Source organism: Tardiphaga sp. 839_C3_N1_4 (genome assembly GCF_051811045.1).
GTDB lineage: Bacteria > Pseudomonadota > Alphaproteobacteria > Rhizobiales > Xanthobacteraceae > Tardiphaga.
In genome coordinates this window covers 2,096,431-2,119,564 of the sequence record NZ_JBPWQD010000001.1, presented here as the reverse complement: position 1 = coordinate 2,119,564, position 23,134 = coordinate 2,096,431, and the positions used below count along the sequence as shown (strand labels likewise).

Here is a 23,134-nt window from a genome sequence, read left to right as displayed (position 1 = left end):
CACTGGCGAGCAGCGCGGGACCGGTCTAGTTAGACTGAGACAATGCCATTCGCCTCCCGAACGGGGGTGGCGAAAGTGGCATTTCGCGCACATCAGCATCGCGATCGCAGATTCCCGAATGGTCTCGGGAATAGTCTAGCGCCTGTGGTGTTGCGTGATAGAGCGCTGCTTTCTGACTGTGATGACCGAGACGCGAGCCGGCGGGAATCGTTTTGCTGGATACATCCGTGAATTTTGAAACGCTCGTTGACGAGATTTATGAAGCGGGAGTTTTGCCGGAGCGTTGGCCGCAGGTGTTTGATCGCTTGGCGGAGTTGGCAGATGCCGAAGGCGCCATGATTTTCGCGTCCGCGCCGGGTGTTCCGCGGTGGACGTCATCTGAGAAGATTCGCGAGCGGATCGATCGTTGGACCAAGAGTCCGTACGCGACCAAGAATCCGCGAAGCGCCAGACTAATCGTGGAAAACGAGCCGTGGTTTCTGACGGACCTGGACCGGTTCACAATGGAAGAACTCGACAATGAGAGCTTCTATCGGGACATTCTCCGGCCGGCGGGCCTCGGCTGGTGTGCCGGTACCTCGGTACGGTCTCCCTCCGGTGATACGCTCGTGATTTCGGTGGAGAAGGCTTACGCCAAAGGGCCGATTGAACGCGCAGTAGCGGATCAACTGGATGGCCTCCGGCCCCATCTGGCCCGTGCAGCGGTGCTGTCCGGTCGGCTGGGCTTCGAGCGCGCCCGCACGGCGGTTGCGACACTTCAGATGATCGGTCTTCCTGCCGCTGCGGTCAGTCAGGAGGGGCGCGTTATCGCGGCCAATCCTGGGTTCAGTTCCAGCACGACGATTGTCGGCACTGGCGCGCAGGATCAGGTGCAGTTCGTCTCGCAGGTCGCTCAGGCCATGTTTATCGAGGCGCTGGCCAAGCCCTTGTCTCTGTCGAAGACGGGCCGTTCAATTCCAATTTCTGGGACTGAGCACAGCTCACCCTTGATCGCACATGTGTTGCCGCTCCGTCTGGCTGGCCTGGATGTTTTTGCGGGCGCGGTGTCTATCCTGCTCCTGACGCCGATCACCCAGCAGCGCAGCCCGGGTCCGGAGCTTCTGCAGGCTTTGTTCGATTTGACGCCGGCCGAAGCGCGGATCACCAGCCTTTTGATCGATGGCAATTCAGTCACCGCCATCTCGAAAATGCAGAGCGTCAGCCTGAACACCGTGCGGACCCAGCTGAAATCCGTCTTCTTGAAAACCGGCGTCGAGCGGCAGGTGGACCTGGTTCGGCTTCTGGGTCAGCCGCGAGTTCAATTGATCCCGGACCGGGACGCCTGAAAAATCCACGAAAAAGGCCGGCACGATGGCCGGCCTTGATGCGTAAGTATGTCCGGAGAAAATCGTGCAGTCGTCAATACACGGTCCGCCGAAGCGGTAATAGGAAACCGCTGTCATGTTACTGACGCGGCCGCTAAACGATTCCCGGTATCGACGTAGGTTATTCCTGCGACATCCGCGTCACCAATTTGGGTGAAGCGCCCGACTATTTGTATACAACGCAGGGTTTCAGGAATTCACGTGAACAAAATCCCGCAGCAGCGGGTAGATCTCGTTGTTCCAGCGGCGTCCACTGAATACACCGTAATGACCAACACCGGCCTGCATGTGATGGACTTTGCGATAGGCTCGCACGCCGGTGCAGAGATCCTGGGCTGCCAGAGTCTGGCCGATCGAGCAGATATCATCCTTCTCGCCCTCGACCGTCATCAGCCCCATGCGCTTGATGGAGGCGCAGTTCACGGTCCGGCCCTTGTAGGTCAGCCTGCCCTGCGGCAACAAATGCTCCTGGAACACGTCGCGGATGGTGTCGATATAGAACTCTCCTGGCAGATCCATCACGGCGAAATATTCATCGTAGAACGTTTTGATGACTTCCGCCTTCTCGATCTCGCCCTTGGCCAGATGATCGGCGAGATCGACATGTGACTTGATGTGCCGCTCGAGATTCATCGAGACGAATGCCGTCAACTGAATGAAGCCGGGATAGACTTGCCGGAACGCGCCTTTGCACTGGAATGGCACGTAATTGATCATGTTGTCTTCGAACCACTTCAACGATTTGCTCTTGGCGAACTCGTTGACCTTGGTCGGCTGAATGCGCGTATCGATCGGGCCCGCCATCAGCGTCAGGCTTGCCGGGCGCGCAGGGTGATTGTCCTCCGACATGATCGCTGCTGCAGCCAGCGCCGACACGGATGGTTGGCAAATCGCGACCATGTGCGAACGCGGGCCGAGCTCATTCATGAATGTGATCAGGTGCTCGGTATATTCGTCGAGGCCGAACTTGCCCTGATCCAGCGGTATGTCGCGCGGGTTATGCCAGTCTGTGATATAGACGTCATGATCCTGCAGCAGGGTCTTCACGGTACCGCGCAGCAGCGTCGCGAAGTGGCCGGACATCGGCGCCACCAGCAGCATGCGTGGCTGCTCCGGTGCATTCTCTTTCTTGAAGTGTAGCAGCGATCCGAATGGCGTTTTGAAGGTGACTTCTTCCGTTACCTCATGCTCGCTGTTGCCGACCATCACCTTGCCGATATCGAATTCGGGCCGATGATAGGTGAGGGCGGAGCGTGAGATCAGCTCAAGTGCTGCCGCGAGGCGGCCGAACAGCTTCTCGGACGTGCCGGCCGGGACGAGATTGAGGTACTTCAATGCGGCAGCCGCACCGGTACGCCAAGGTGCTGTCAGATCCATGTGATTCTGGTAGGCCTGATACATCATTGACATCATCCGGAGCTATCCCTGCTTCGTTGCTATGCAATATTGAAGCCAGAGAAGAGTCAATTCGTCTGGAAAACTGGCACGTGGTTTGCTGAACAAAATTAAAGCAGCACAAGCAAAGGGCAGCGGGGAACCGGTTACCCGAGGGCTGACGGGCTGTCTGGGTTCGGGCGTAAGGGGATTAAGTCATGGCCAACGCGACACTCACCATCAGCAGCAAGAATTACTCGTCGTGGTCATTGCGAGGGTGGCTGCTGACAAAATTCTCAGGCCTTGAGTTCGACGAGGTCGTTACGGCGCCGGACGATGCCTCCGCCAGGGCCGAGATTCTGTTGTTGTCCTCATCGATCCTGGTGCCCTGCCTGCGCCATGAAGGGGCGGTGGTCTGGGATACGCTGGCAATCGCCGAATATCTCAACGAGATCATGCCGGAAGCAATGCTATTGCCGGCGGACCGCATCCTGCGGGCGCATTGCCGTTCGATTTCGGGCGAAATCCATTCCGGCTTCACGACATTGCGGGCGTCGCTGCCGGTCAACATCAAGGGGCATTTTCCGAACTTCAAGGTCTGGTCGCGCGCGCAAGCCGATATCGATAGGATCTGCACGATCTGGCGCGAGTGTCTGTCGAAGTCCGGCGGGCCGTTCCTGTTCGGCACCCGCAGCATGGCGGACGCCATGTATGCGCCGGTGGTGACGCGCTTCGCGACCTATGACGTCAAGCTCGATCCGCAGCTATCAGCCTATGCCAGCATGGTGATGAACCTGCCCGAAATGCAGGAATGGATTGCCGCGGCCAGGCAGGAGCCTACCGATATCGAAGAGCTCGAGGTTGAGTACTGATTGATAGTTCGGCAACGCCGTGCCGGCTTACGGATCGGGCAGGGCGTGCTCAACTTGTATCCAGAATTTGTAGCGCTCGCCCGGGGATTTGCGCGGTTTGGCCGCCAGATCACCTGCTAACGAGCGCGATTGGTATCAAAACGCCTTTGACGCCAGCTGGCGCGATTTTCGCATAGCAACAATTTCTCGCGAGCCGCATTGCGTTGGCTGCCGATCGATTGGACGCCAATCACAGTTCGGTCCCCGGGTGTTTTTTAGACACATGGAGGATCTTCATGAATGTACATGCCGCGATCGACCTCAAATGGCCTGGGCTTAAGCACCCGAACGGCGATCCTCTGCGCCTGAATCCTGGGGATTTCGTAGCGATCGATCGGCACAAAGACACGACATATGAGGCGACTTATCGCCCGCAGGCACTCTATAGCCGCGCGAATGAAGGCTTTCACGCCAACAACGAAACCTTCCTCCTTCATGAGGTCGCGACCAATCTGCCGATCTATCGCGAAGACACCGGCCCTACCGACTTCCATCTTCACCTGCCACCAGGCGGCTTCCAGCTCGTGTTGGTCACGTCGGGCATGTTCACCTTCGATTACGATGGGCGCTTCTACAATGTCGGCCCTGGCGCAGTGATGCTGCAAAGCGCGATCGTGCATCGTCAGCTGTTCTACACTTGGTCGGGATTGTCTACCGAGGAGAACCTGAAGACGCCGCAGACGGTGGTGCCCGATCCCCTCTCCATGGGCTACTCCGGCAAGTTTCTCGAAGCCTTCGTAACCGATCCGACGACCTTCCCGAACCCGACAATCGTGGGTCCGGATCAGATCAACGAAGCCGAGACGCCACGTATGGCCTGGACCCATGCGCTGCATGATCGCCCGGACGATGCAGGCTTCTGGCTTCAGGATCCGCTGGCACTGGACGCGCTCTTCAAGCTGCTGGCTGATGACACCATCAAGTCGGCGGCGCCCGTCTATGTGCGCGATATTGGCATCGAGGCTCCGAGCGGTCATCTTGTCACCGGTCACATCATCGCAACCGATCCGCATGGCAAGTCCCTCTTGCCGAAGAGTTCCGCGGCGGCCGTGGATGCCGCTTCTTTCGCGAGAGGTGAGGTTGTCATCTATCGCGTCATTCGCGGCACGGCCGAATTCGTGGATAGTGCTGGGAAGACGTTCGAACTTGCGGCCGGTGATGTCGTGACGGCGGGCAAGAATTCGACCAGTCTCATCGGGATGGGCGAAAATACGCAAGTCCTTCGGCTCGGCCTTCTGAAGGGCATGGAGCAGCTGCGCAGTTGGACGCCGACCCAGCGCGATGAAATCGACGGCCTGGCGGCCAAGATCATTACACAGAAGGACATCCGTCCCCTGCGAACCGAGGGCAAGCCTGTCGGCTATCTGTACGCGTAAGCGCCGCTCGGCGCAGTGCACCGCCGTCTCCTAAAGGCAGGCACACGGCCATCACGCGGTACGTGGCAGCCGCCATCCGACAACGCGTGCCTCGACCATGCTGCCCGTCTCGGCATTGCGCCATTCGCCATCGATGAACTGGCAAGGGAAGGGCAGCTGATAGGTGCCGCTGTGGTCCTCGCACAACACTTGCACCGCCTGATCAGGCTCAGGATCACCCTGGCCATCGAATTCGGCCAGCCGTCGTTCACGCGTCGCCATGAGGTGCTCCGGTCCAAGGAACGGGCGGACATCTTCTTCGTTCCCATCACACCTGGTTGACAGCCGGGCGCCAGCACCGCTTGGTCTTGGCGGCATGACGGACATGATGGGGAAAACGATGCGCGGCCGAACAATCCTTGCGATGACATTGCTGACCATTTTGGGCGCCGCCAAGGCGCAGGCGCAGGATGTGCCGGGAATCGAGATCTGCACGGTCGAAAAGACCATGGAGCGCCGCACCGGCTGCCTGCAAAGCAACGTCAATTTCCTGCAGCAGACGTTGGGCAAGCTGCGGCTTGATCAGCAACAGCGCCTTGATGCGGCCAACCGTCAGGTCGAGGCGCTGAAGGCCACCGTTGTCGCTCTGCAGAAAACGGTGGAGGAGCTGCAGGCGGCGCAAAGGAAGCCGGCGCCAGCTGCGAAGGAAGCTCCAGCTGCCGCGAAAGACGCGCCGGCGGCCAAGGATGCACCAGCGCCTGCCAAGGATGCAGCGAAGTAGGGCGCTCTCGTCCTACTCGCTGCTCAGCACGGGTCCGAACAGTTCCCAGCGTTCGCCCTTGAAACGCATCATCTGCAACTGCTGCAGTGGGCTGTAGTCGGTTGGGCTGGTCTTGACGCGGGTACCGGGCAGGAAGATGCCGACCTCATAATCGAGGCTTGTGGCCTGCTTCATCACATTCTCCCGCGTGAGCGTGTCGCCGCATCGCTCCAAGATATGCGCCAGCGTGCGCGCGATGCCGAAGCCGTACAGCGTGTAGATGTCGTTCTTGTCGCCGTCCGGATAATACTTGTCCATGAAGGCGAGCCATTCCTTGATGGTGGGATCGTCCTTCCACTGCGGGTCGGTGGGATCCTTCATATAGGCCGCGCTGATCACGCCCTGCGCATTGTCGAAGCCGGCGGGCTTGATGACCGAGCCGACCGATTGCGACACGTTGACCAGCATCTGCACCGGCTTCCAGTTCAGCTCGGCCACCTTCTTGATCGCCTGCGCGGCAAACTTGGGCGAGGCGATGTTCAGGAACACGTCGGGATTGGCGGTCCTGATCTGGACGATCTGCGAATCCACCGTCGGTGAGCTGGTCTCGAAGCTCGCCTGCACCGTAATCATCTTGTCCGCCTTCTCGCCGAGCCCTTCGCGTACGCCGCTGAAATAGTCCTTCCCCATGTCGTCGTTCTGGAACAGCACGCCGATCCTGGCATCGGGATGGTTCTTCAGGATCCACGCGGCCCAGATACGTCCCTCGTTGTGGTAGCTGGGCGACCAGCCCATGGTCCACGGGAAGTGCTTTGGGTCGGCCCATTTCGAGGCGCCCGATGACACGAACAGATGCGGCACCTTCTTGATGTTCATGTATTTCTGGATTGCGGAGTTCGTCGCGGTGCCCAATGGATTAAACAGCAGCAACACTTCGTCGCTCTCGACCAGCTTGCGCGCCTGTTCCACCGTCTTCGGCGGCGAGTAGGCATCGTCATAGCTGATGAAATTGATCTTGCGGCCGTTGATGCCGCCCTGATCGTTCAGCATCCTGAAATACGCCGCTTCGGATTTTCCGATCGAGGCATAGGAGGATGCCGGCCCGCTATAGGGCATGATATTGCCGACCTTGATCTCGGTATCGCTGGCGCCGGGATCGTATTTTTTCTGCGCGTGAGATGGCGTAGCGAGCGCGCCGAACATGAGTGCGGAAAGCGCGAGAGACATCCCGCGAGCCAGTGTCCTGTGCATCGTTTCCTCTGACGTTATTTTTCCGCAGTGTGGTCTATCTGAATGGACCGTCGATCGCTGCAGCTTGCGTCGAGTATGCACGATTGAGGAGAGGGAGCCAGCAACGAGAGCGCGTGACTCAGCACGCGTGCGTCCCCTCTGGCTCAGGAGAGGGGACGCCGGAGCGTATCGCTTACGAGTTCTTCTCGCCCGACATCAGCGGTCCGAACAGCTCCCAGCTTTCGCCCTTGAACCGCTGCATCTGAAGCTGCTCCAGCGGGCTGAAGTCGGTCGCGCTGGTCTTGATCTTGGTACCCGGCAGATAGATGCCGATCTCCATGTTCAGGCTCGCCGCCTGCTTCATGATGTTTTCGCGGGTGAGGTCATCGCCGCATTGCTTGAGTACCTGGACGATACCCTGTGAGACGCCGTAGCCGAACACGGTGGCGCCGTCTTCCTTGTCGCCTTCGGGATAGTACTTGTCCATGAAGGCCGACCATTCCAGCATGCCGGGATCGTTCTTCCATGTCGGATCCTTTGGATCCTTCATATAGGCCGCGCTGAGCACGTCCTGCGAGTTGGCATAGCCCGCGGGCTTCATCACGCTGCCGACAGATGCCGAGACATTGGTGACGATGTGAACGGGCTTCCAGCCCATTTCGCCGACCTTCTTGATCGCCTGTGCAGCGAATTTCGGCGTGGCGATGTTGATGAAGACATCCGGATTGGCTGCCTTGATCTGCACGATCTGTGAATCCACGGTTGGTGACGCCGTCTCGTAAGGCACCTCAGAGACGATGTAATCTTTGACCTTATCGCCGAACCCCTCGTGCAGTCCGATGATGTAATCCTTGCCGAAGTCGTCATTGGCATAGAGCACGCCGACTTTCTTGCCGGGATGATTTTTCATGACGTATTGCGCGTAGATGCGCGCCTCGGCCTGGTAGCTCGGCTGCCAGCCCATGGTCCATGGGAAGTTCTTCGGATCGGCCCATTTCGCGGCGCCCGTCGAGACGAACAGCTGCGGCACCTTCTTGGTGTTCATGTATTTCTGGATCGCCGTATTTCCCGGCGTACCGAGCGGGTTCATGATGAACAGCACTTCGTCATTCTCGACCAGCTTGCGCGCTTGCTCCACCGTCTTCGGCGGGCTGTAGCCGTCGTCATAGCTGATGAAAGTGATCTTGCGGCCATTGATGCCGCCCTTCTCGTTGATCATCTTGAAATAGGCGGCCTCGGTTTTTCCGATCGTCGCGTAGGAGGACGCCGGGCCGCTATACGGCATGATGTTGCCGATCTTGATCTCGGTATCGGTGGCGCCAGTATCGTATTTCTTCTGCGCGTGGCTTGCGGTGGACGTAAGCGCTACGACAACGCCGGCGAGCAAAGTCACTCGCAGAACTTTCCAGTCATGCTGCATGGTCAAGTGTCCTCCCTGTGGTTCGATCAACCGCATCAGCCCGTCTACGCAGGTTTTTGTGATGCGGCTCGAATGCCGGGAGTATGCACCAAGCCTTGAAGTTGGAAAGCTGACTTAATCAGCAAAGCATGACGCGGCGCACAACACCGCGTCGATATGTTTGTGCGTCGCGCTCACTTGCCGGTGAATTTGGCTGGGCGCTTTTCAAGAAACGACGCCATGCCTTCGCGGAAATCCGCTGTGCGAAACAGCGGCAGCAATTGCAGGAACACGTGATGGACGTGGTCGCCAAAGCTCTCGGACAGACCTGAGCGCATCATGCGTTTGGCAGCCTGCACTGCGAGCGGCGCATTGGCAGCGATCTCGGCCGCCACTGCATTGGCGCGCGTCATCAACTCTGCATCATCAACCACTTCGTTGGTAAGGCCCATTTCGAGACTTTCGCGCGCCGACAGTGTGCGGCCTGTGAAGATCAGCTCGGCTGCCTTGGCCCAGCCAATCATCCTCGGCAGAAACCAGGTGCCGCCGGATTCAGGCACCACGCCACGTTTCACGAAGGCCGCGGCAAATTTGGCACTCTCCGCCATGATGCGCATGTCACAGCCGAGTGCTACGTCCATGCCATAGCCGGCAGCGGCGCCATTCATGGCGCATATGGTCGGCTTCTCCATGTTGAACATCACGATCGGGGGCGCGGTCTTGAGATCGAGCGTGGTGCGGCTGTTGTTGGCGTCATTGGCGGAGCCGATGCCGGTGCCCTTGGTGGCGCTGGCCATGTCCAGCCCGGCGCAGAAGGCGCGGCCGTTGGCCGTCAGGATCACCACGCGGACTTCGGGATCAGCGTCCGCTTTCAGAAATAGATCGCTGAGCTGCGACAGCATCTCGCGTGAGATCGTGTTCAACCGTTGCGGGCGATTGAGCGTGACGGCCGCGATGCCGTCGGCGACAGAGTAGAGCACTTCGTCATCGGTTTCAGGCGCAACTGTTGTGTCGGTCGGCATCGGGTTTCCCTGGGCTTTTGTGTTTTCGTTGGTCGCAGCTAAAGCCGAATGGAAATTCCACGCAAGTGGCCATGCATTTGCGCGGCTTGGCAGCGCCGGACATGTTTGCTCTACTTCGGTCACGTTGCGTCACTCGCCAAAGGCGCCATAGCAAACCAAGAAAATGTCAGGGAGTTTCCATGTCCAGCCCCAACATCCGCGTCCTCGCCACCGATCTCGCATTCCCCGAAGGCCCGGTAGTGATGCCGGACGGGTCTGTCGTGTTGGTCGAAATCCGTGCGCAGCAACTGACGCGGGTCTGGCCCGATGGCCGCAAGGAAGTGGTCGCGAAAATTCCCGGCGGGCCGAACGGCGCGGCGCTCGGCCCTGACGGCAAGATGTACATCACCAACAATGGCGGGTTCAGCTGGGTGCCATCGCGCGGCATGCTGATGCCGCATGCGCCGGAACCGCATGAATATATCGGCGGCTCGATCCAACGGGTCGATCTCGTGAGTGGCAAGATCGAGACCCTGTTCACCAAATGCGGTGAGCACAACCTCAAAGGCCCGAACGATCTCGTCTTCGATAAGCAGGGCGGGCTGTGGTTCAGCGAACTCGGCAAGCGGCGCGCGCGGGACATGGATGTCGGGGGCGCCTATTACATCAAGCCCGGCATGGCGGAGATCACCGAGCAGGTGATCGGCGTGCTGCCGGCCAATGGCATCGGCCTCTCGCCCGACGAGAAGACCATGTATATCGCCGAGACGCCGACCGGGCGCCTGTGGGCCTATGACATCGGTGCGCCCGGTGAGGTGAAGCCGGCTGATGTGATCTATCGCGGCGAGCGCGGCCGTCCCATTGCGGGCCTTGGCGGTTACCAGATGTTCGATTCTCTCGCGGTTGAAGCCTGCGGCAATGTCTGCGTTGCAACTTTGGTCAGCGGCTGCATCTCGGTGATTGCGCCGGATGGAAAATTGGTGGAACAGATACAAACTGGCGACCGCGTCACCACGAATATCGCATTCGGCGGCCCCGAGCTGAAGACGGCCTATATCACGCTGTCAGGCAAGGGCGAGCTGATCGCAATGGATTGGCCGCGCGGTGGCTTGCCGTTGAATTTCTTGAACAAGTAGCCTGAGCGCGATCAGCAAAAGTGGAAGCCGGTTTTGCGTCCGATCGCGCGTCTAGAACGAAGGAACGATCGATGCCGTGGCTTGAACCTGTAACGCTCTCTGGCCCTCACGCCCGGCTCGAACCTCTTGCCAAAGATCACTGCGATGGTCTGATTGAGGCCGCCAAGTCAGGCGACCTTTCGAAGATCTGGTACACGGCGATCCCGACGCCCGAAAAGATGAGCGCCGAGATTGACCGTCGGCTCGCTCTGGAGGCATCAGGCGCGATGCTGCCATTCACGGTGAAGGATGCCGACGGTAAGATCGCCGGCATGACGACCTACATGAATGTCGATGCCGCCAACCGCAGGGTCGAGATCGGTTCGACTTGGTACGGCAAGTGGGTGCAGCGCACCGCGCTGAACACCCAGTGCAAGCTGCTGTTGCTCGGGCATGCGTTCGAGAAGCTGGATTGCATCGCGGTGGAATTCCGAACGCATTTCTTCAACCATCAGTCCCGTCGCGCCATCGAGCGACTCGGCGCCAAGCAGGACGGCATCCTGCGCAATCACCAGATCGCGCCGAATGGCACGCTGCGCGACACGGTTGTCTATAGTATCTTGCCCGGCGAATGGCCGACGGTGAAGGCGCATCTGACCTATCAGCTGGACGAGAAGCCGCACTGACGATCAGCTGGCGGTGCGTCGCTTGCGGGCAGGCGGATAAATCCGGTCAATCAGGCGATTGCAATAATCGGATGTCGGTATTTGTTCGCTGAACAGCGCGCGATAGATGATCGGCGCCACCACATGGTCGATCACCTCGTCGATATCGAACGGCGTCTCGCCGCGCGCTTTGGCGCGTGCATTAAGGGTGGTGAGGTGATCGCAGGTGAAGCCTGCGCAGGCGCTGGGCAGTCCTTCCTTGAGGGCCGAGAGCACGTCCCGCATAAGCGCCTGGCCGACCGGAGACGACATCTCTTCGGCATACTGCTCGATGAAGGCGCGCAGATCGCTTTCGACCGCGCCGGTGTCGTCGGGATCCGTGATCGGCCGCAGCCGCGCCACGGCGACGTCGGCAAGCAGCGCGGAGAGGTCGCCCCAGCGTCGATAGATGGTTGACGGCGTCACGCCAGCCTCGGCAGCGATCTGCGGCACGGTGATCTGGTTTCGGGTGGAAAGAGCGCCCAATTTGCGGACAGCATCATGCACGGCGTTCTGAATACGCGCGCTGCGTCCACCGATCCGGACTCGTTCCTTCGCCGTCACTTTGTTCTCCGGCAGTCTTGCCATCTGTAAAAAATGAGATTCTTAACGCAAAATATTTGCATTAAGGTCTCGGGCGACCTAGATGCCTAATGCAACTATTTAGCTTTTAGGAATGAGCTATGCAAGGTGGCGCCGAAAAGACGTGTGTTTCCAATGCTCAAGCATCACCCGCCAGAGCCGGTTGGGTGTTGAAGCCGTCGGCCATGACGGCATTCAGTTTTGCCGGGGCCGCACTGGTCGCGGCCAGCAGTAGCGCGGTGACGCCGCTGTACCGGCTCTACCAACAGTCGATGCACCTCTCGCCGCTGATGATCACGCTGGTGTTTGCGGTCTATGCGATCAGCCTGCTGGCGGCGTTGCTGACCGTCGGCGGCCTGTCCGATTATGTCGGACGTCGTCCGGTCATTCTCGGCGGTCTGCTGCTCAATGCTATCGCAATGGTGCTGTTCTCCTATGCCAGTGACGTCGAGCAATTGATCCTCGCGCGTGCCGTGCAGGGCCTGTGCGTCGGCACGGCGACAACGGCATTGGGCGCTGCGATCCTCGATACCGACCGCAAGCGCGGACCGCTCCTCAACAGCGTTACCGCCTTTCTTGGCCTGATGGTCGGCGCGCTCGGCGCGGCGGCGCTCGTCACCTTCGCGCCCGATCCGCTGCATCTGGTCTATGAGGTTCTATTCGCGCTGACGGCCGTGATGATTGTGCTGCTGTTCGTGATGCCCGAGACCGTGTCGCGCAAATCCGGCGCGCTGGCCTCGCTGCGGCCGCATGTGCGCGTGCCCGCGCAATCGCGCGCCGCGCTGCTGCGCGTTGCGCCGGCCACCGTCGCCACATGGGCGTTGGGCGGCTTCAGCCTGTCCTTGATGCCCACGGTGGTCGCAACAACGATGGGCGTCTCCGCGCCTTGGGTCGGCGGCGTCGTGGTCGCGACCCTGATGCTCGCTGCAGCACTGACCGTGGCCGCCCTTCGGCAGCTTCCGGCGCAGCGGTTGCTGGTGATTGGCACGGCCGCACTGTCGCTGGGCGTCCTCGTCTCGCTGCTCGGCATCTGGCAGCACAGCGTTGCGATGCTGTTTGCTGGTTCGGTGATAGCAGGTTTCGGCTTCGGCGCGTCATTCGCCGGCTCGCTGAGCACGCTGCTTCCGACCGCCGAGGCGCATCAGCGCGCCGGTTTGCTGGCGGCGTTCTATGTGTTGTCCTATCTGGCCTTCAGCCTGCCGGCACTCGCTGCAGGCGTGGCTGTGCCATATGCCGGACTGGCCGTCGTGGCCTATGTCTATGGCGCCGTGGTCATCCTGCTCGCGATCATGTCGATGATTGCGTCGCTGCGCGGTGAATGCTGACGGTCAGACAGCGTCCGGCTGATACAACGTATCCACCGTCACCGTGCCGACGACGCGCGAGACGCAGGGACAAATCTTCGTGTTGCCGCTCTTCTGGTGATCGCTGAAGAACACGTCGCGATGATCGATTTCGCCGTCGATGGCGAGAACATCGATCGCGCAGACCCCGCATTCGCCGCGTTCGCAGTCCGACATCACCTCGAAGCCGGCGTCGTTGAGCGCTGCCAGCATCGAGCGACTCTGCGGGACCACGATCTCCGCGCCGCTGCCCTTCAGTCGAACGCGGAATTCCGTAGTTGGCAGGAGACCGCTGGAGCCGAAGGTTTCATAGCGCAGATCAGCCGGGGCGCGCCCGGCGGCGTTCCATTCGCGCCGGGCGGCTTCCAGCATCCGCATCGGGCCACAGAGGATGACGATCGCATTGGGAGGCAGGGCGCCAAAGGTCGCGGCGAAATCCAGTCGTGCGCCTTCATGGCTGGCGTGCACCGTCAGGCGGTCGCCGAGCAGCGTCGATAGTTCTTCGAGGTAGGCGGCTTCGTTGCGAGCCTTCACGGCATAATGCAGCTGCAGATCGATGGCTTTGCTGTGGAGCGCTGCGGCAATGCCGGTGATCGGCGTGATGCCGATGCCGCCAGCGATCAGGCAGTATGTCCCGCGATTCCAGTCGATGTCGTAGAGCGATGACGGGCTGGAGATCTCCAGCCGCGCGCCGGCCTGCAATGCCCACATGGCTTTGGAGCCGCCACGGCTATCCGGTGCCAGCCGCACAGCGATCCGCAGCAACTCGTTGCTGCGTTCTCCCACCAGCGAATAGGATCGCGTCTGTGGCTGGCCGTCGATCAGGAGGCTGACATTGATGTGGCTGCCGAGAGGGTAGGACGGCAGCGGTGTATCCGGCTTCAGCGTGATCTCGCGAATGTTCGGCGCCACATTGCGCGTGGCCTCGACGCGGCATCCCATCCAGTGTTCTGCAAAACGCATGAAAGGTCTCCGTCAATCCGCCGGTGTCGAGGTCAGCAATGCCAGTGCAGGCAGCAGATCGAGATGATTGCGATTGCGCAGTGCCAGCCGCAGATTGCGCACGGCGAGCCGCGCGTGTTCGCGCATGATCGCCTCAGCGCGTGCCCCTTCGCGATTTTCGATGGCATCCACGACGATGCGGTGATGTTCTTGGCCGATCAGCAGGATGTTGTGCGCTTCCGGCAGCGCCGACTGCGCCATCACGAAGGCACTGGGCGAGGCAAAGGGCATCGCCGACACACGATCTATCTGCCGGATCACCGGCGCGCTGCCGGAGAGATCGGTCAGCAGCGCATGGAAGCGGGCGTTCATGGTGACATAGGCTGAAAAGGCCTCGACCGAGATCGGATCCTGCCGCACCAACTGATCCAGATCGGACAGGCATTCCTTCAGTGGTTCGAGATTGCGCGCGCTGGCGCCGCGCTCCGCAGCGAAGCGGGCGGCGAGGCCTTCCAGCGTGCCGCGCAGCTCAATCGAGTCGAGAATGTCGCGCTCGGAAAACGCCTTCACCATGAAGCCGCCGGACGGGATCGCCTGCAGCAGGCCTTCATCCTCCAGCCGCACCAGCGCGAGGCGCACCGGCGTGCGCGACACGCCGGTGATATCCACAGCCTGCAATTCGCTGATGCGCTCGCCCGGGCGCAGCGTACCGGACAGGATCATGTCGCGCAGTGCGAGCTGCGCGCGGACGGTCTGCGAGACGGAGCGTTCGGTATCGCGTTCGCTCATGATTTTACTCTGCCGCCTGGAGTTTGGGTGGCGTGCTTTCCTTCGCCACCATGCGGTCGATCACGCGTCGGCACCACATCGCGCCGGCATCGATGTTGAGATTGTAGAAGACGCGGTCGGGATTCTCGTTCATCGCCTTCTGCTGCGCTTCGAGAATGATCTCGTCCTCGCGGAAGATTGCAGAGACGCCTTCGCGGATTTCCGTGGTGATCTTCTGCTCAGTGATGCGGTGGTTGCGCACAAAGGCCCAGAAATAGTGGCAGGTGGTCTCGGTTTCCGGCGTCATGGTGTTGAGCACGAAGCCATTGACGCCCTGCGAGCGATCGCCTTCCGGCGCGCCGGTTCCCGCCGGTGCGACGCCGACGTCGATATTCACCGTGCTCGGCGCCTGGAAGTGGATGATCTGCCAGCGATCGACGGGACCGGGCTTGCGCAACTGCGCGGCCCAGAATGGTGGCGCTTCGATGCCCTTCATCCAGCGCGTCACAGTGACGGTTTTGTCGCCATGGGTGACATCGAAAGGAGATTCAGCGACGTCGTCCTGACCGATGCTGGAGCCGTGCACGAAGGTCTCGTGGGTGAGATCCATCAGATTGTCGACCACGAGGCGGTAGTCGCACTTCGCGTGAATCGTCTTGCCGTCGCCGGCCCATTCCGGATCGTCATTCCAGTGCATGTCCGGAACGAGTGCCGGATCTGCCAGCGCCGGGTCGCCCATCCACAGCCAGATGAAGCGATGCCGCTCGACCACGGGATAGGAGCGCACGCAAGCGGAGGGATTGATGGTCTCCTGCGAGGGCATGAAGGTGCAGCGGCCTTGCGCGTTGTATTTCAGGCCGTGATAGCCGCAGACCACCGTGTCGCCTTCGAGACGTCCCTTGGAGAGCGGCACCAGCCGGTGCCAGCAGGCATCCTCCAGCGCGCTGACGCCGCCATCGGAGCGTCGGTAGATCACCACATGCTTGCCGCAGATCATGCGCGGGAAAAGCTGGTGCTTGATGTCGGCATCCCAGGCGGCGGCGTACCAGGCGTTCAGCGGGAATGAAGCGGGCATCGTATTCCTCCGTGGCGCAATTCCTGAGTCCTGTCTGTATACAGGATTGGCATTTGAAGGGGACGATACTCCGATAAAGTGAGGATGAGAACCGATTATGTATACTGAAATCGGTTAACCTGTGAATAGGTATTAAAAAACCGCCCGTAAGGGCGGTTTTTCGTGAAGGCTGTATACCTCGATGTTGGATCAGACTTCCCGTCTGTTCAAAAACGCCAGCCGCTCGAACAGGTGCACGTCCTGCTCGTTCTTCAACAGCGCACCATGCAGCGGCGGGATCAGCTTGCGCGGGTCGCGCTCCCGCAGCATTTCGGGTGACATGTCCTCATTGACCAGCAGCTTCAGCCAATCGAGTAGTTCCGACGTCGATGGCTTCTTCTTGAGGCCGGGCACGTCGCGCACCTCGAAGAAAATACGCATCGCTTCGGCGACGAGGCGATGCTTGATGCCGGGGAAGTGGACCTCGACGATCTGGTTCATGGTGTCGATGTCGGGGAACTTGATGTAGTGGAAAAAGCAACGGCGCAGAAACGCGTCGGGCAATTCCTTCTCGTTGTTCGATGTGATCATCACGATCGGGCGCTTTGCCGCCTTGATGGTCTCGCCGGTCTCGTAAACATGGAATTCCATGCGGTCGAGCTCGAGCAGAAGGTCGTTCGGGAATTCGATGTCAGCCTTGTCGATTTCGTCGATCAGCAGCACGGGTCGCTCTGCATGGGTGAAAGCTTCCCACAGCTTGCCGCGCTTGATGTAGTTGCCGATATCCGAGACGCGGGGATCGCCGAGCTGGCTGTCGCGTAGGCGCGAGACGGCATCGTATTCGTACAGGCCCTGCTGCGCCTTTGTGGTCGACTTGATGTGCCAGGTCAGCAGCGGTGCGCCCAGCGCCTTGGCGACTTCTTCGGCCAGTACGGTCTTGCCGGTGCCCGGCTCGCCCTTCACCAGCAGCGGGCGTTCGAGCACGATGGCGGCATTGACCGCGACCTTGAGATCATCGGTCGCGACATAGTTTTCGGTGCCGGTAAATTTCATGGAGACTTTGCCTTGTTCTTCTTGTCGCGCGGACGCGCGCCGCCGAAAATGATGGGAATCGCGGTAGGCGATCGCAGAGTGAGGGGATGCGACGTTAGCGCCGGATCAGCGACAGGATTACGAGCACGATCACCGCGCCGATGGTGGCGTTGATGATGTCGCGGATCGCCCCGACGCCAAGGCTGACGCCCAATCGCGGCAGCAGCCAGCCAGCGACCAGTGCGCCGATGATGCCGATCACGATATTGCCGAGCAGGCCGAAGCCGGCGCCACGAACGATCAACCCGGCCAACCAGCCGGCAATGGCACCGATCAGCAATGCTGCGAGAATTCCCATGGATCAATCCTTCGCGGGCGACATCAAATGACGCGCCATTCCTGTTGTGATCATCAGCCGTTGGCCAATTTGGCCAGCCGGCACGTTTCCGGGCGAAGTTTAATTGAATTATCGGTCAGGTCCAGCCACCATTCCGGGCACTTCGCGGGACCCTTTGCGATGACGAAGAACATATCATGGCGGGGAAAAGCCGGGCGGTCTGGCGGCAATTGGCGGATCAGCCGTTGTGCGAAAAGCCCGCGCTGAAATATTCGCGTTGCAGCGCTGAATTGGCGACAACGCAATCTCGACCACGTCGTTTGGCCTCGTAAAGCGCCAGATCGGCCTCGCCGACCAGGACGGCTTCGTTCGAGGTCAGGCTGTTCCGGCTGGCGACGCCGACGCTGATCGACAGGTGGCCACGGGTTGATGCTATATTTGGAATCTCCAATGCCCTGACCCGAAGGCGCAGGGCTTCCGCGATAGTGATCGCATCGGCCTCGGATACGTCCGGCAAAACGATGGCGAACTCCTCGCCACCATAGCGTGCGGACAATGCCGGCGTATTGATCGTGGCGTCGGCGATGACGGATGCGACGCGTTTCAGGCATTCGTCGCCGGCTTGGTGGCCGTTGCTGTCATTGTAGCCCTTGAAGTTGTCGACATCGATCAGCAGCACCGACATCTGCTCATGCTGCTCATAGGCGCGGCGCATAAAGCCGTCGAGCGTGCGCCGGTTTGCCAGTCCCGTCAGCCCGTCGGTGGTCGCGAGTTCGGCGAGTTTGGAATTCAGCGCGGTCAACTCGTCCTGCATCCTCTTGCGCAAGGTGACGTCGCGCAGCACGCCGACAATCTCGACCTTTTCGCGATCCGTCGCGCGCATGGCCAGCTTGAAGTTTACTTCTACCCACGCCAGTGACTTGTCGTGGCGATAGGTCCTGAAGATCACCGTGCGGTTTGCGGTGAGATCTGTAAGCTGCGCGCTGGCAGCCTTCACGGTTTCGACATCGTCCGGATGCACCAGTTCAAAGCAGGACCGCCCGAGCAACTCGTTCGGACTGTGTCCCAGGACGAGTTCGACCGAGTGGGAGACGAAGACGATGTTCCCGAAGCGATCGAGCAGAATGATGACATCAGCGATGTTGTCGGCAAGCAGGCGATAGTGGGACTCGCGCTCGCGGAGCGCGTGTTCCATGTTGAGCCGGAAGCGAAACTGGGTCGATAGCAGGGCGGCGAGCAGGATCACGGTGCAGAGCAGGACTGAAGCAACGATAACGTCGGAGAGCAGATTGCTCTTCCATATCGCCAACACCTGATCTTCCGGAATCGCGACTGTGACGATCAGCGGATACTGCGTGGTTTGCTCGTAGCTGAAATATTTGGTGATGCCGTCGAACGGCGAATCGATCTTGTAGAAGCCTGCCAGACTCTGTTTCAGACGGGTCTGAATGAGCTGAGTTCCGGAGAGGTCCTTCCCAACTTCCATCGATGGCCAGTGAATCAGCAGTATGCCGTCGCTTCGGATCAGGCTGATGCCGCCGCTCTCGCCGATCTGGAATGTTTTGTAGAAATCGCTGAAGTACTGGTTGTCGATTGCGCCCGTCAGCACACCTTTGAAGGTGCCGTCGGGCCCGTCGATCCGCTTCGACAGGATGATTGACGAGCGGCCGGTTAGCCGCGACGTGATGGGAGCGTTGATCCTGATATTGGAGTCGGTGTGATCGCGATGATAGATGAAATAGTCGCGGTCGGAATTATTGTGCGTTGGCGTTTCCGGCAACGAGGAATAACGCCAGTTCCCCAGCGTATCGAATACACCGATTTCGCGGAGCTGTGGCAGTGCATTCGCCGTATTGGCCAGAAACGTGTTGAAGCGATCCGGCTGCGGGTTTTGGTACTTCAGCAGATCTGCCATCCCGCTCACGGCGATATCGATGGCCTGTATCGAGCGCGAAGCATGTTCGACCAGCGAATGTGCGAGGTTTCGACTGTCGGTCTCGCTTTGCGCCAGCACGGCTTGGCGGGCATCGAGCGCCTTCCAGACGACAAGCCCGAGCACGCACGCACTCATCGCCAGCACGAACAGCGTGACGATCACACCTGGCGCGGAGAGTCGGCTCGGCGAACTGCTGATCGGTGTCGTGGGCACGGTCATTCGGTTCTATGTTGACTGCAAAACAGGCCATCACCATGGCCGTCGTTGCTTTCACGATAGCTAAGAATGCCCGCCGATGGCGGGACACCGCGTTGCGTGGTTACTGACGCGGGAATTGTTGAAACAAATACCTGCAATCTGAAAAGCGATTGCTTCACCATGCCGCGGAGCGGAATTCGCCCCGGTTTGACTGACAAATCTCGCTTATTTCGGATGTGCGCCGCGATGGCGAGCCACGGAGCTGTGTAGGCTTCTACCACATCCGGCCCTTGACGGACGCGGGTGGTCGGGCAATCTGTCAATCATGTTCTTGCAATTCTTCACATCGCTGCGCGATGCACAGGTCCCGGTGACCCTGCGCGAATATCTCACGCTGATGGAGGCGCTCGACGCCGACCTCGCAGATCAGTCGGTAGAGAATTTCTATTATTTGTCCCGCGCAGCGCTGGTGAAGGACGAGCGCAATCTCGACAAGTTCGATCGGGTGTTCGGCACGGTCTTCAAGGGGCTGGAAAGCCTGCTCGATGCCATGGAAAAGGCGGAGATTCCGGCCGAGTGGCTGAAGAAGCTCGCCGAGAAATATCTCACCGAGGAAGAGAAGAAGCAGATCGAGGCCATGGGCTGGGACAAGCTCATGGAAACCCTGCGGAAGCGCCTTGAAGAGCAGAAGGAACGTCATCAAGGCGGCAACAAATGGATCGGCACGGCCGGGACCTCACCGTTTGGCGCTGAGGGCTACAATCCCGAAGGCATCCGTATCGGCCAGGAAAAGAGCCGCCACCGGCGCGCGGTGAAGGTCTGGGACAAGCGCGAGTTCAAGGATCTCGATGGCAACGTCGAGCTTGGCATCCGCAACATCAAGGTGGCGCTGCGCCGTCTGCGCAAGTTTGCCCGCACCGGCGCGCCCGATGAGCTCGATCTCGACACCACGATTCGGGAGACCGCCAATCACGGTTATCTCGACGTCCATATGCGGCCGGAACGGCGCAACGCGGTCAAGGTGCTGGTGTTCTTCGACATCGGCGGATCCATGGATTCGCATATCGAGCAAGTCGAGGAACTGTTTTCGGCGGCGAAGAGCGAATTCAAGCACATGGAGTATTTCTACTTCCACAACTGCCTCTATGAAGGCGTGTGGAAGCAGAACAAACGTCGCTTCACGGACCGCACGCCGACTTGGGACGTGCTGCACAAATATGCCCATGACTACAAGATCGTGTTCGTCGGCGATGCCTCGATGTCGCCTTACGAGATCATGGTGCCCGGCGGTTCGGTCGAGCATGTGAACGAAGAGTCCGGCTCGGTCTGGCTGGAGCGCATCACGCAGACCTATCCGAATGCGGTGTGGCTCAATCCTGTCGCCAAGCGGCACTGGGACTACTCGGAGTCCACGACCATCATTCGGCGGCTGTTCTCGGAACGGATGTATCCGCTGACGATTGAAGGTCTCGAAGGCGCAATGAAGGAACTGGTGCGGAAAGCATGACGCAGACGATTACCCGCGGCTACAAGGCGCTGCTCGACGAAGCCAACGCGCAGATCGAGACCATGAGCGTCGAGGATGTAATGAAAGCGGTGGAAAGCCCGGATGTCGTTATCGTCGATATCCGCGATCCCCGCGAGATCGAACGCGAAGGCAAGATCCCGGGCTCGTTCTCCTGCACCCGCGGCATGCTGGAATTCTGGATCGATCCGGAAAGTCCCTATGGCAAGCCGATCTTCCAGGAAGACAAGAAGTTCATTTTCCATTGCGCCAGCGGCTGGCGCTCAGCGCTGGCAGCGAAGACGGCGGCCGATATGGGCCTGAAGCCAGTGGCGCATCTGGGCGGTGGCTTCACCGCCTGGCGCAATGCGGGCGGCGTGGTCGAGAAGGTCGAGCCGAAGGCCAAATCATAACGCCGTCTTCACACGCGGGCTGGACCCGCGTGCCCGTCTTTCTTTCCGAAGAGATGGATTGCCGGATCAAGTCTGGCAACGACACCTGAAATGGGCAACGCAGGAACGAGACTATGACATCCAGCACTGATCCTCTCGTCTCGACCGAATGGCTCGCCGCGCATCTCGGCGATCCCAAGGTGAAGGTCATCGATGCGTCGTTCAAGATGCCAGGCGTGCTGCCGCTGCCGGTCGATGATTATCTGGCGGCACACATTCCCGGAGCGGTGTTCTTCGATGTCGATGCAGTCTCCGATCACTCTGTGTCGCTGCCGCATATGTATCCGGATGCCGACCAGTTTGCGCGCGATGTCGGTGCGCTAGGCATTTCCTCTGGTGATACAGTCGTCGCCTATGATGCGGGTGGCTGGGTCGCGGCGCCGCGGGCGTGGTGGATGTTCCTCTCTTACGGCCACGCCAATGTGAAGGTGCTCGATGGCGGGTTGAAGAAATGGAAAGCCGAAGGTCGCGCGACGGAAACCGGAAAGGCGTCACCGAAGCTTGGCACTTTCAGCGCCACACTCGACAAGTCGTATATCCGCAGCAAGGCGCAGGTCGTTGCCAATCTGGATTCGCGCAAAGAGCAATTGATCGATGCGCGTGCCGCCAATCGCTTCGAGGGAAGTGTCCCTGAACCGCGTGCGGGCATTCGCTCCGGTCACATCCCCGCCAGCCGAAACCTGCCTTACAACCTGCTGTTCGATGCTGCGACCGGCACGATGAAGCCGCTTGAAGAGTTGCGCGCAGCCTTCACCGGCACGGGGCTCGATCTCGACAAGCCCATCGTCACCACATGTGGCTCGGGCGTATCTGCGGCGGTGTTGACGCTGGCGCTCTATCGTCTCGGCGTGCGCGGTTCAGCGCTCTATGACGGCTCGTGGTCGGAATGGGGGCAGCCCGACGGTCCGCCCGTCGCGACCGGACCGGCGTAACCGGGGTCGAGGTCAGCGCGCGACCGGCAATCCGAACGGGTCGGTTGGCTGTGGTGCAGCGGCCGCCATAGGCCGGGCGGCCACACGCCGCTTTTTGACGACGATGTGCTTCTTCACGATCTTCTTGGCGGGCTCTGCAGCAGGCTTCGCTTTCGGCAGTGGAACCGACTCGGTATCGACGGGCGGTCCGCCCAGCATCGCGATTTTCGTCGAAGACAGTCTTGCGTCGTCATCGGTCAGCGTGGCTGTTGGCTGTGGCCCCGCTGGCGTTGCTACAACCTCTGCTGCGGCGGCTGGTGCTGGAACGGTGGCAGGCTCGGGAGGAGGGGCAGCAACTGGTTCGACGGAGGTCGCTGGTGCGACGGCAACCGTCGTTAGAGGTTCCCGCTCTTCGATCTTCGTTGCTTCCGACTTCGCTGCAACCTCAGGCTTCGGCGTCGCCGCCACCGGGGCAGTAATCTCGACAATCGGTACGGCCGGCGTCGCCGGGGGCGCGGCGGTCTCGGGCAAGGTGATGTTTTCCGGCTCAGCGGGAGCCGCGATGGGGGGCACTTGTTCTGCCGCCGATGTCACGGAGACCGCTGGCGGCGCGACAGTCTCAGGGGTGGGGGCTGGTGCCTCGACGCGCAGCATGGCCAATGTCGGCGGAGCTTCGCCGGGCGGCTGCGCAAAGACGGTCGGCGCCGCGCGCCTGGTCGGAATGGTCGCGAATTCCTGATGGGCAGAGCGCAGCAGGGCTGCGGCACCAAGGCCGAAGACCACCAACGAGACTGTGAGCAGGACGGCTGCGAACAGAAATCGGAAACCCGGAAGCATGAATGGCAGTTCCGCCTTCGGACAG

At 60.3% G+C, this 23,134-nt stretch carries 23 protein-coding genes; 10 read left to right on the top strand and 13 right to left on the bottom strand.

What is annotated here, in order from left to right; genetic code table 11:
* Window positions 1-227: 227 nt before the first annotated feature.
* Window positions 228-1,325, top strand: a complete 1,098-nt coding sequence (locus tag AB8A38_RS10265) for a helix-turn-helix transcriptional regulator (protein ID WP_439085898.1) — start codon at window positions 228-230, stop codon at window positions 1,323-1,325.
* Window positions 1,326-1,553: 228 nt separating this feature from the next.
* On the opposite strand, the gene AB8A38_RS10260 is transcribed toward AB8A38_RS10265, so the two are convergent.
* A complete protein-coding gene (locus AB8A38_RS10260) occupies window positions 1,554-2,777 on the bottom strand; it encodes a polyhydroxyalkanoate depolymerase (RefSeq protein ID WP_439085897.1) in 1,224 nt (407 codons plus the stop codon).
* A gap of 179 nt (window positions 2,778-2,956) precedes the next feature.
* On the opposite strand from AB8A38_RS10260, the gene AB8A38_RS10255 reads away from it, so the two are divergent.
* Both AB8A38_RS10255 and AB8A38_RS10250 read left to right on the top strand, forming a co-directional pair.
* Complete coding sequence (locus AB8A38_RS10255; protein WP_439085896.1) at window positions 2,957-3,610, top strand: glutathione S-transferase family protein; 654 nt, start codon at window positions 2,957-2,959, stop codon at window positions 3,608-3,610.
* A 275-nt stretch (window positions 3,611-3,885) separates the two neighbouring features.
* On the top strand, window positions 3,886-5,025 hold the full coding sequence (locus AB8A38_RS10250) for a hypothetical protein (RefSeq protein ID WP_439085895.1): 1,140 nt from the start codon (window positions 3,886-3,888) through the stop codon (window positions 5,023-5,025).
* Window positions 5,026-5,076: 51 nt separating this feature from the next.
* On the opposite strand, the gene AB8A38_RS10245 is transcribed toward AB8A38_RS10250, so the two are convergent.
* On the bottom strand, window positions 5,077-5,286 hold the full coding sequence (locus tag AB8A38_RS10245) for a hypothetical protein (protein ID WP_120288992.1): 210 nt from the start codon (window positions 5,284-5,286) through the stop codon (window positions 5,077-5,079).
* Window positions 5,287-5,404: 118 nt separating this feature from the next.
* Between AB8A38_RS10245 and AB8A38_RS10240 the strand changes: the two genes are divergently transcribed.
* Complete coding sequence (locus tag AB8A38_RS10240; RefSeq protein ID WP_439085894.1) at window positions 5,405-5,785, top strand: hypothetical protein; 381 nt, start codon at window positions 5,405-5,407, stop codon at window positions 5,783-5,785.
* Between the two features lie 12 nt (window positions 5,786-5,797).
* Here the strand turns inward: AB8A38_RS10240 and AB8A38_RS10235 are convergent, their stop codons facing one another.
* The 3 genes from AB8A38_RS10235 to AB8A38_RS10225 form a co-directional block, all read right to left on the bottom strand.
* Window positions 5,798-6,991, bottom strand: coding sequence for an ABC transporter substrate-binding protein (locus tag AB8A38_RS10235; protein ID WP_439085893.1), 1,194 nt, complete (start codon window positions 6,989-6,991; stop codon window positions 5,798-5,800).
* A 196-nt stretch (window positions 6,992-7,187) separates the two neighbouring features.
* Window positions 7,188-8,414, bottom strand: a complete 1,227-nt coding sequence (locus tag AB8A38_RS10230) for an ABC transporter substrate-binding protein (RefSeq protein ID WP_439088491.1) — start codon at window positions 8,412-8,414, stop codon at window positions 7,188-7,190.
* A gap of 173 nt (window positions 8,415-8,587) precedes the next feature.
* Entirely contained in the window at window positions 8,588-9,415 is an 828-nt protein-coding gene (locus AB8A38_RS10225; RefSeq protein WP_439085892.1) for an enoyl-CoA hydratase/isomerase family protein, read from the bottom strand.
* A gap of 179 nt (window positions 9,416-9,594) precedes the next feature.
* Here AB8A38_RS10225 and AB8A38_RS10220 point away from each other — a divergent pair, with 179 nt between their 5' ends.
* Both AB8A38_RS10220 and AB8A38_RS10215 read left to right on the top strand, forming a co-directional pair.
* Window positions 9,595-10,530 carry an SMP-30/gluconolactonase/LRE family protein gene (locus tag AB8A38_RS10220; protein ID WP_439085891.1) on the top strand — a complete coding sequence of 312 codons (936 nt, stop codon included), beginning with the start codon at window positions 9,595-9,597 and terminating at the stop codon, window positions 10,528-10,530.
* A gap of 71 nt (window positions 10,531-10,601) precedes the next feature.
* On the top strand, window positions 10,602-11,195 hold the full coding sequence (locus AB8A38_RS10215; RefSeq protein ID WP_439085890.1) for a GNAT family N-acetyltransferase: 594 nt from the start codon (window positions 10,602-10,604) through the stop codon (window positions 11,193-11,195).
* A 3-nt stretch (window positions 11,196-11,198) separates the two neighbouring features.
* On the opposite strand, the gene AB8A38_RS10210 is transcribed toward AB8A38_RS10215, so the two are convergent.
* On the bottom strand, window positions 11,199-11,777 hold the full coding sequence (locus tag AB8A38_RS10210) for a TetR/AcrR family transcriptional regulator (RefSeq protein ID WP_439085889.1): 579 nt from the start codon (window positions 11,775-11,777) through the stop codon (window positions 11,199-11,201).
* Window positions 11,778-11,980: 203 nt separating this feature from the next.
* Here AB8A38_RS10210 and AB8A38_RS10205 point away from each other — a divergent pair, with 203 nt between their 5' ends.
* On the top strand, window positions 11,981-13,120 hold the full coding sequence (locus AB8A38_RS10205; protein ID WP_439085888.1) for an MFS transporter: 1,140 nt from the start codon (window positions 11,981-11,983) through the stop codon (window positions 13,118-13,120).
* Window positions 13,121-13,123: 3 nt separating this feature from the next.
* On the opposite strand, the gene AB8A38_RS10200 is transcribed toward AB8A38_RS10205, so the two are convergent.
* The 6 genes from AB8A38_RS10200 to AB8A38_RS10175 form a co-directional block, all read right to left on the bottom strand.
* Complete coding sequence (locus AB8A38_RS10200; RefSeq protein WP_439085887.1) at window positions 13,124-14,101, bottom strand: PDR/VanB family oxidoreductase; 978 nt, start codon at window positions 14,099-14,101, stop codon at window positions 13,124-13,126.
* A 12-nt stretch (window positions 14,102-14,113) separates the two neighbouring features.
* Window positions 14,114-14,869, bottom strand: coding sequence for a GntR family transcriptional regulator (locus AB8A38_RS10195; protein ID WP_315841272.1), 756 nt, complete (start codon window positions 14,867-14,869; stop codon window positions 14,114-14,116).
* Window positions 14,870-14,873: 4 nt separating this feature from the next.
* The gene (locus tag AB8A38_RS10190) at window positions 14,874-15,923 is read right to left on the bottom strand and encodes an aromatic ring-hydroxylating dioxygenase subunit alpha (protein ID WP_439085886.1); all 1,050 of its coding nucleotides are present in this window, start codon (window positions 15,921-15,923) and stop codon (window positions 14,874-14,876) included.
* 189 nt (window positions 15,924-16,112) lie between these two features.
* Entirely contained in the window at window positions 16,113-16,955 is an 843-nt protein-coding gene (locus tag AB8A38_RS10185; protein WP_068732213.1) for an AAA family ATPase, read from the bottom strand.
* 94 nt (window positions 16,956-17,049) lie between these two features.
* On the bottom strand, window positions 17,050-17,292 hold the full coding sequence (locus AB8A38_RS10180; protein WP_068732215.1) for a GlsB/YeaQ/YmgE family stress response membrane protein: 243 nt from the start codon (window positions 17,290-17,292) through the stop codon (window positions 17,050-17,052).
* Window positions 17,293-17,509: 217 nt separating this feature from the next.
* On the bottom strand, window positions 17,510-19,426 hold the full coding sequence (locus AB8A38_RS10175; protein WP_439085885.1) for a diguanylate cyclase: 1,917 nt from the start codon (window positions 19,424-19,426) through the stop codon (window positions 17,510-17,512).
* Window positions 19,427-19,730: 304 nt separating this feature from the next.
* Between AB8A38_RS10175 and AB8A38_RS10170 the strand changes: the two genes are divergently transcribed.
* The 3 genes from AB8A38_RS10170 (at window position 19,731) to sseA (ending at window position 22,293) form a co-directional block, all read left to right on the top strand.
* Window positions 19,731-20,912 carry a vWA domain-containing protein gene (locus tag AB8A38_RS10170; RefSeq protein WP_068732219.1) on the top strand — a complete coding sequence of 394 codons (1,182 nt, stop codon included), beginning with the start codon at window positions 19,731-19,733 and terminating at the stop codon, window positions 20,910-20,912.
* Window positions 20,909-21,322 (top strand): rhodanese-like domain-containing protein, encoded by a 414-nt coding sequence (locus tag AB8A38_RS10165; protein WP_439085884.1) that lies wholly within the window; start codon window positions 20,909-20,911, stop codon window positions 21,320-21,322. Before AB8A38_RS10170 ends, AB8A38_RS10165 begins: the two co-directional genes overlap by 4 nt.
* A gap of 113 nt (window positions 21,323-21,435) precedes the next feature.
* Window positions 21,436-22,293 (top strand): 3-mercaptopyruvate sulfurtransferase, encoded by an 858-nt coding sequence (sseA, locus tag AB8A38_RS10160; protein WP_439085883.1) that lies wholly within the window; start codon window positions 21,436-21,438, stop codon window positions 22,291-22,293.
* 12 nt (window positions 22,294-22,305) lie between these two features.
* Here sseA and AB8A38_RS10155 read toward each other — a convergent pair whose 3' ends face one another.
* Window positions 22,306-23,109, bottom strand: coding sequence for a hypothetical protein (locus AB8A38_RS10155; RefSeq protein WP_439085882.1), 804 nt, complete (start codon window positions 23,107-23,109; stop codon window positions 22,306-22,308).
* Between the last annotated feature and the right edge of the window lie 25 nt (window positions 23,110-23,134).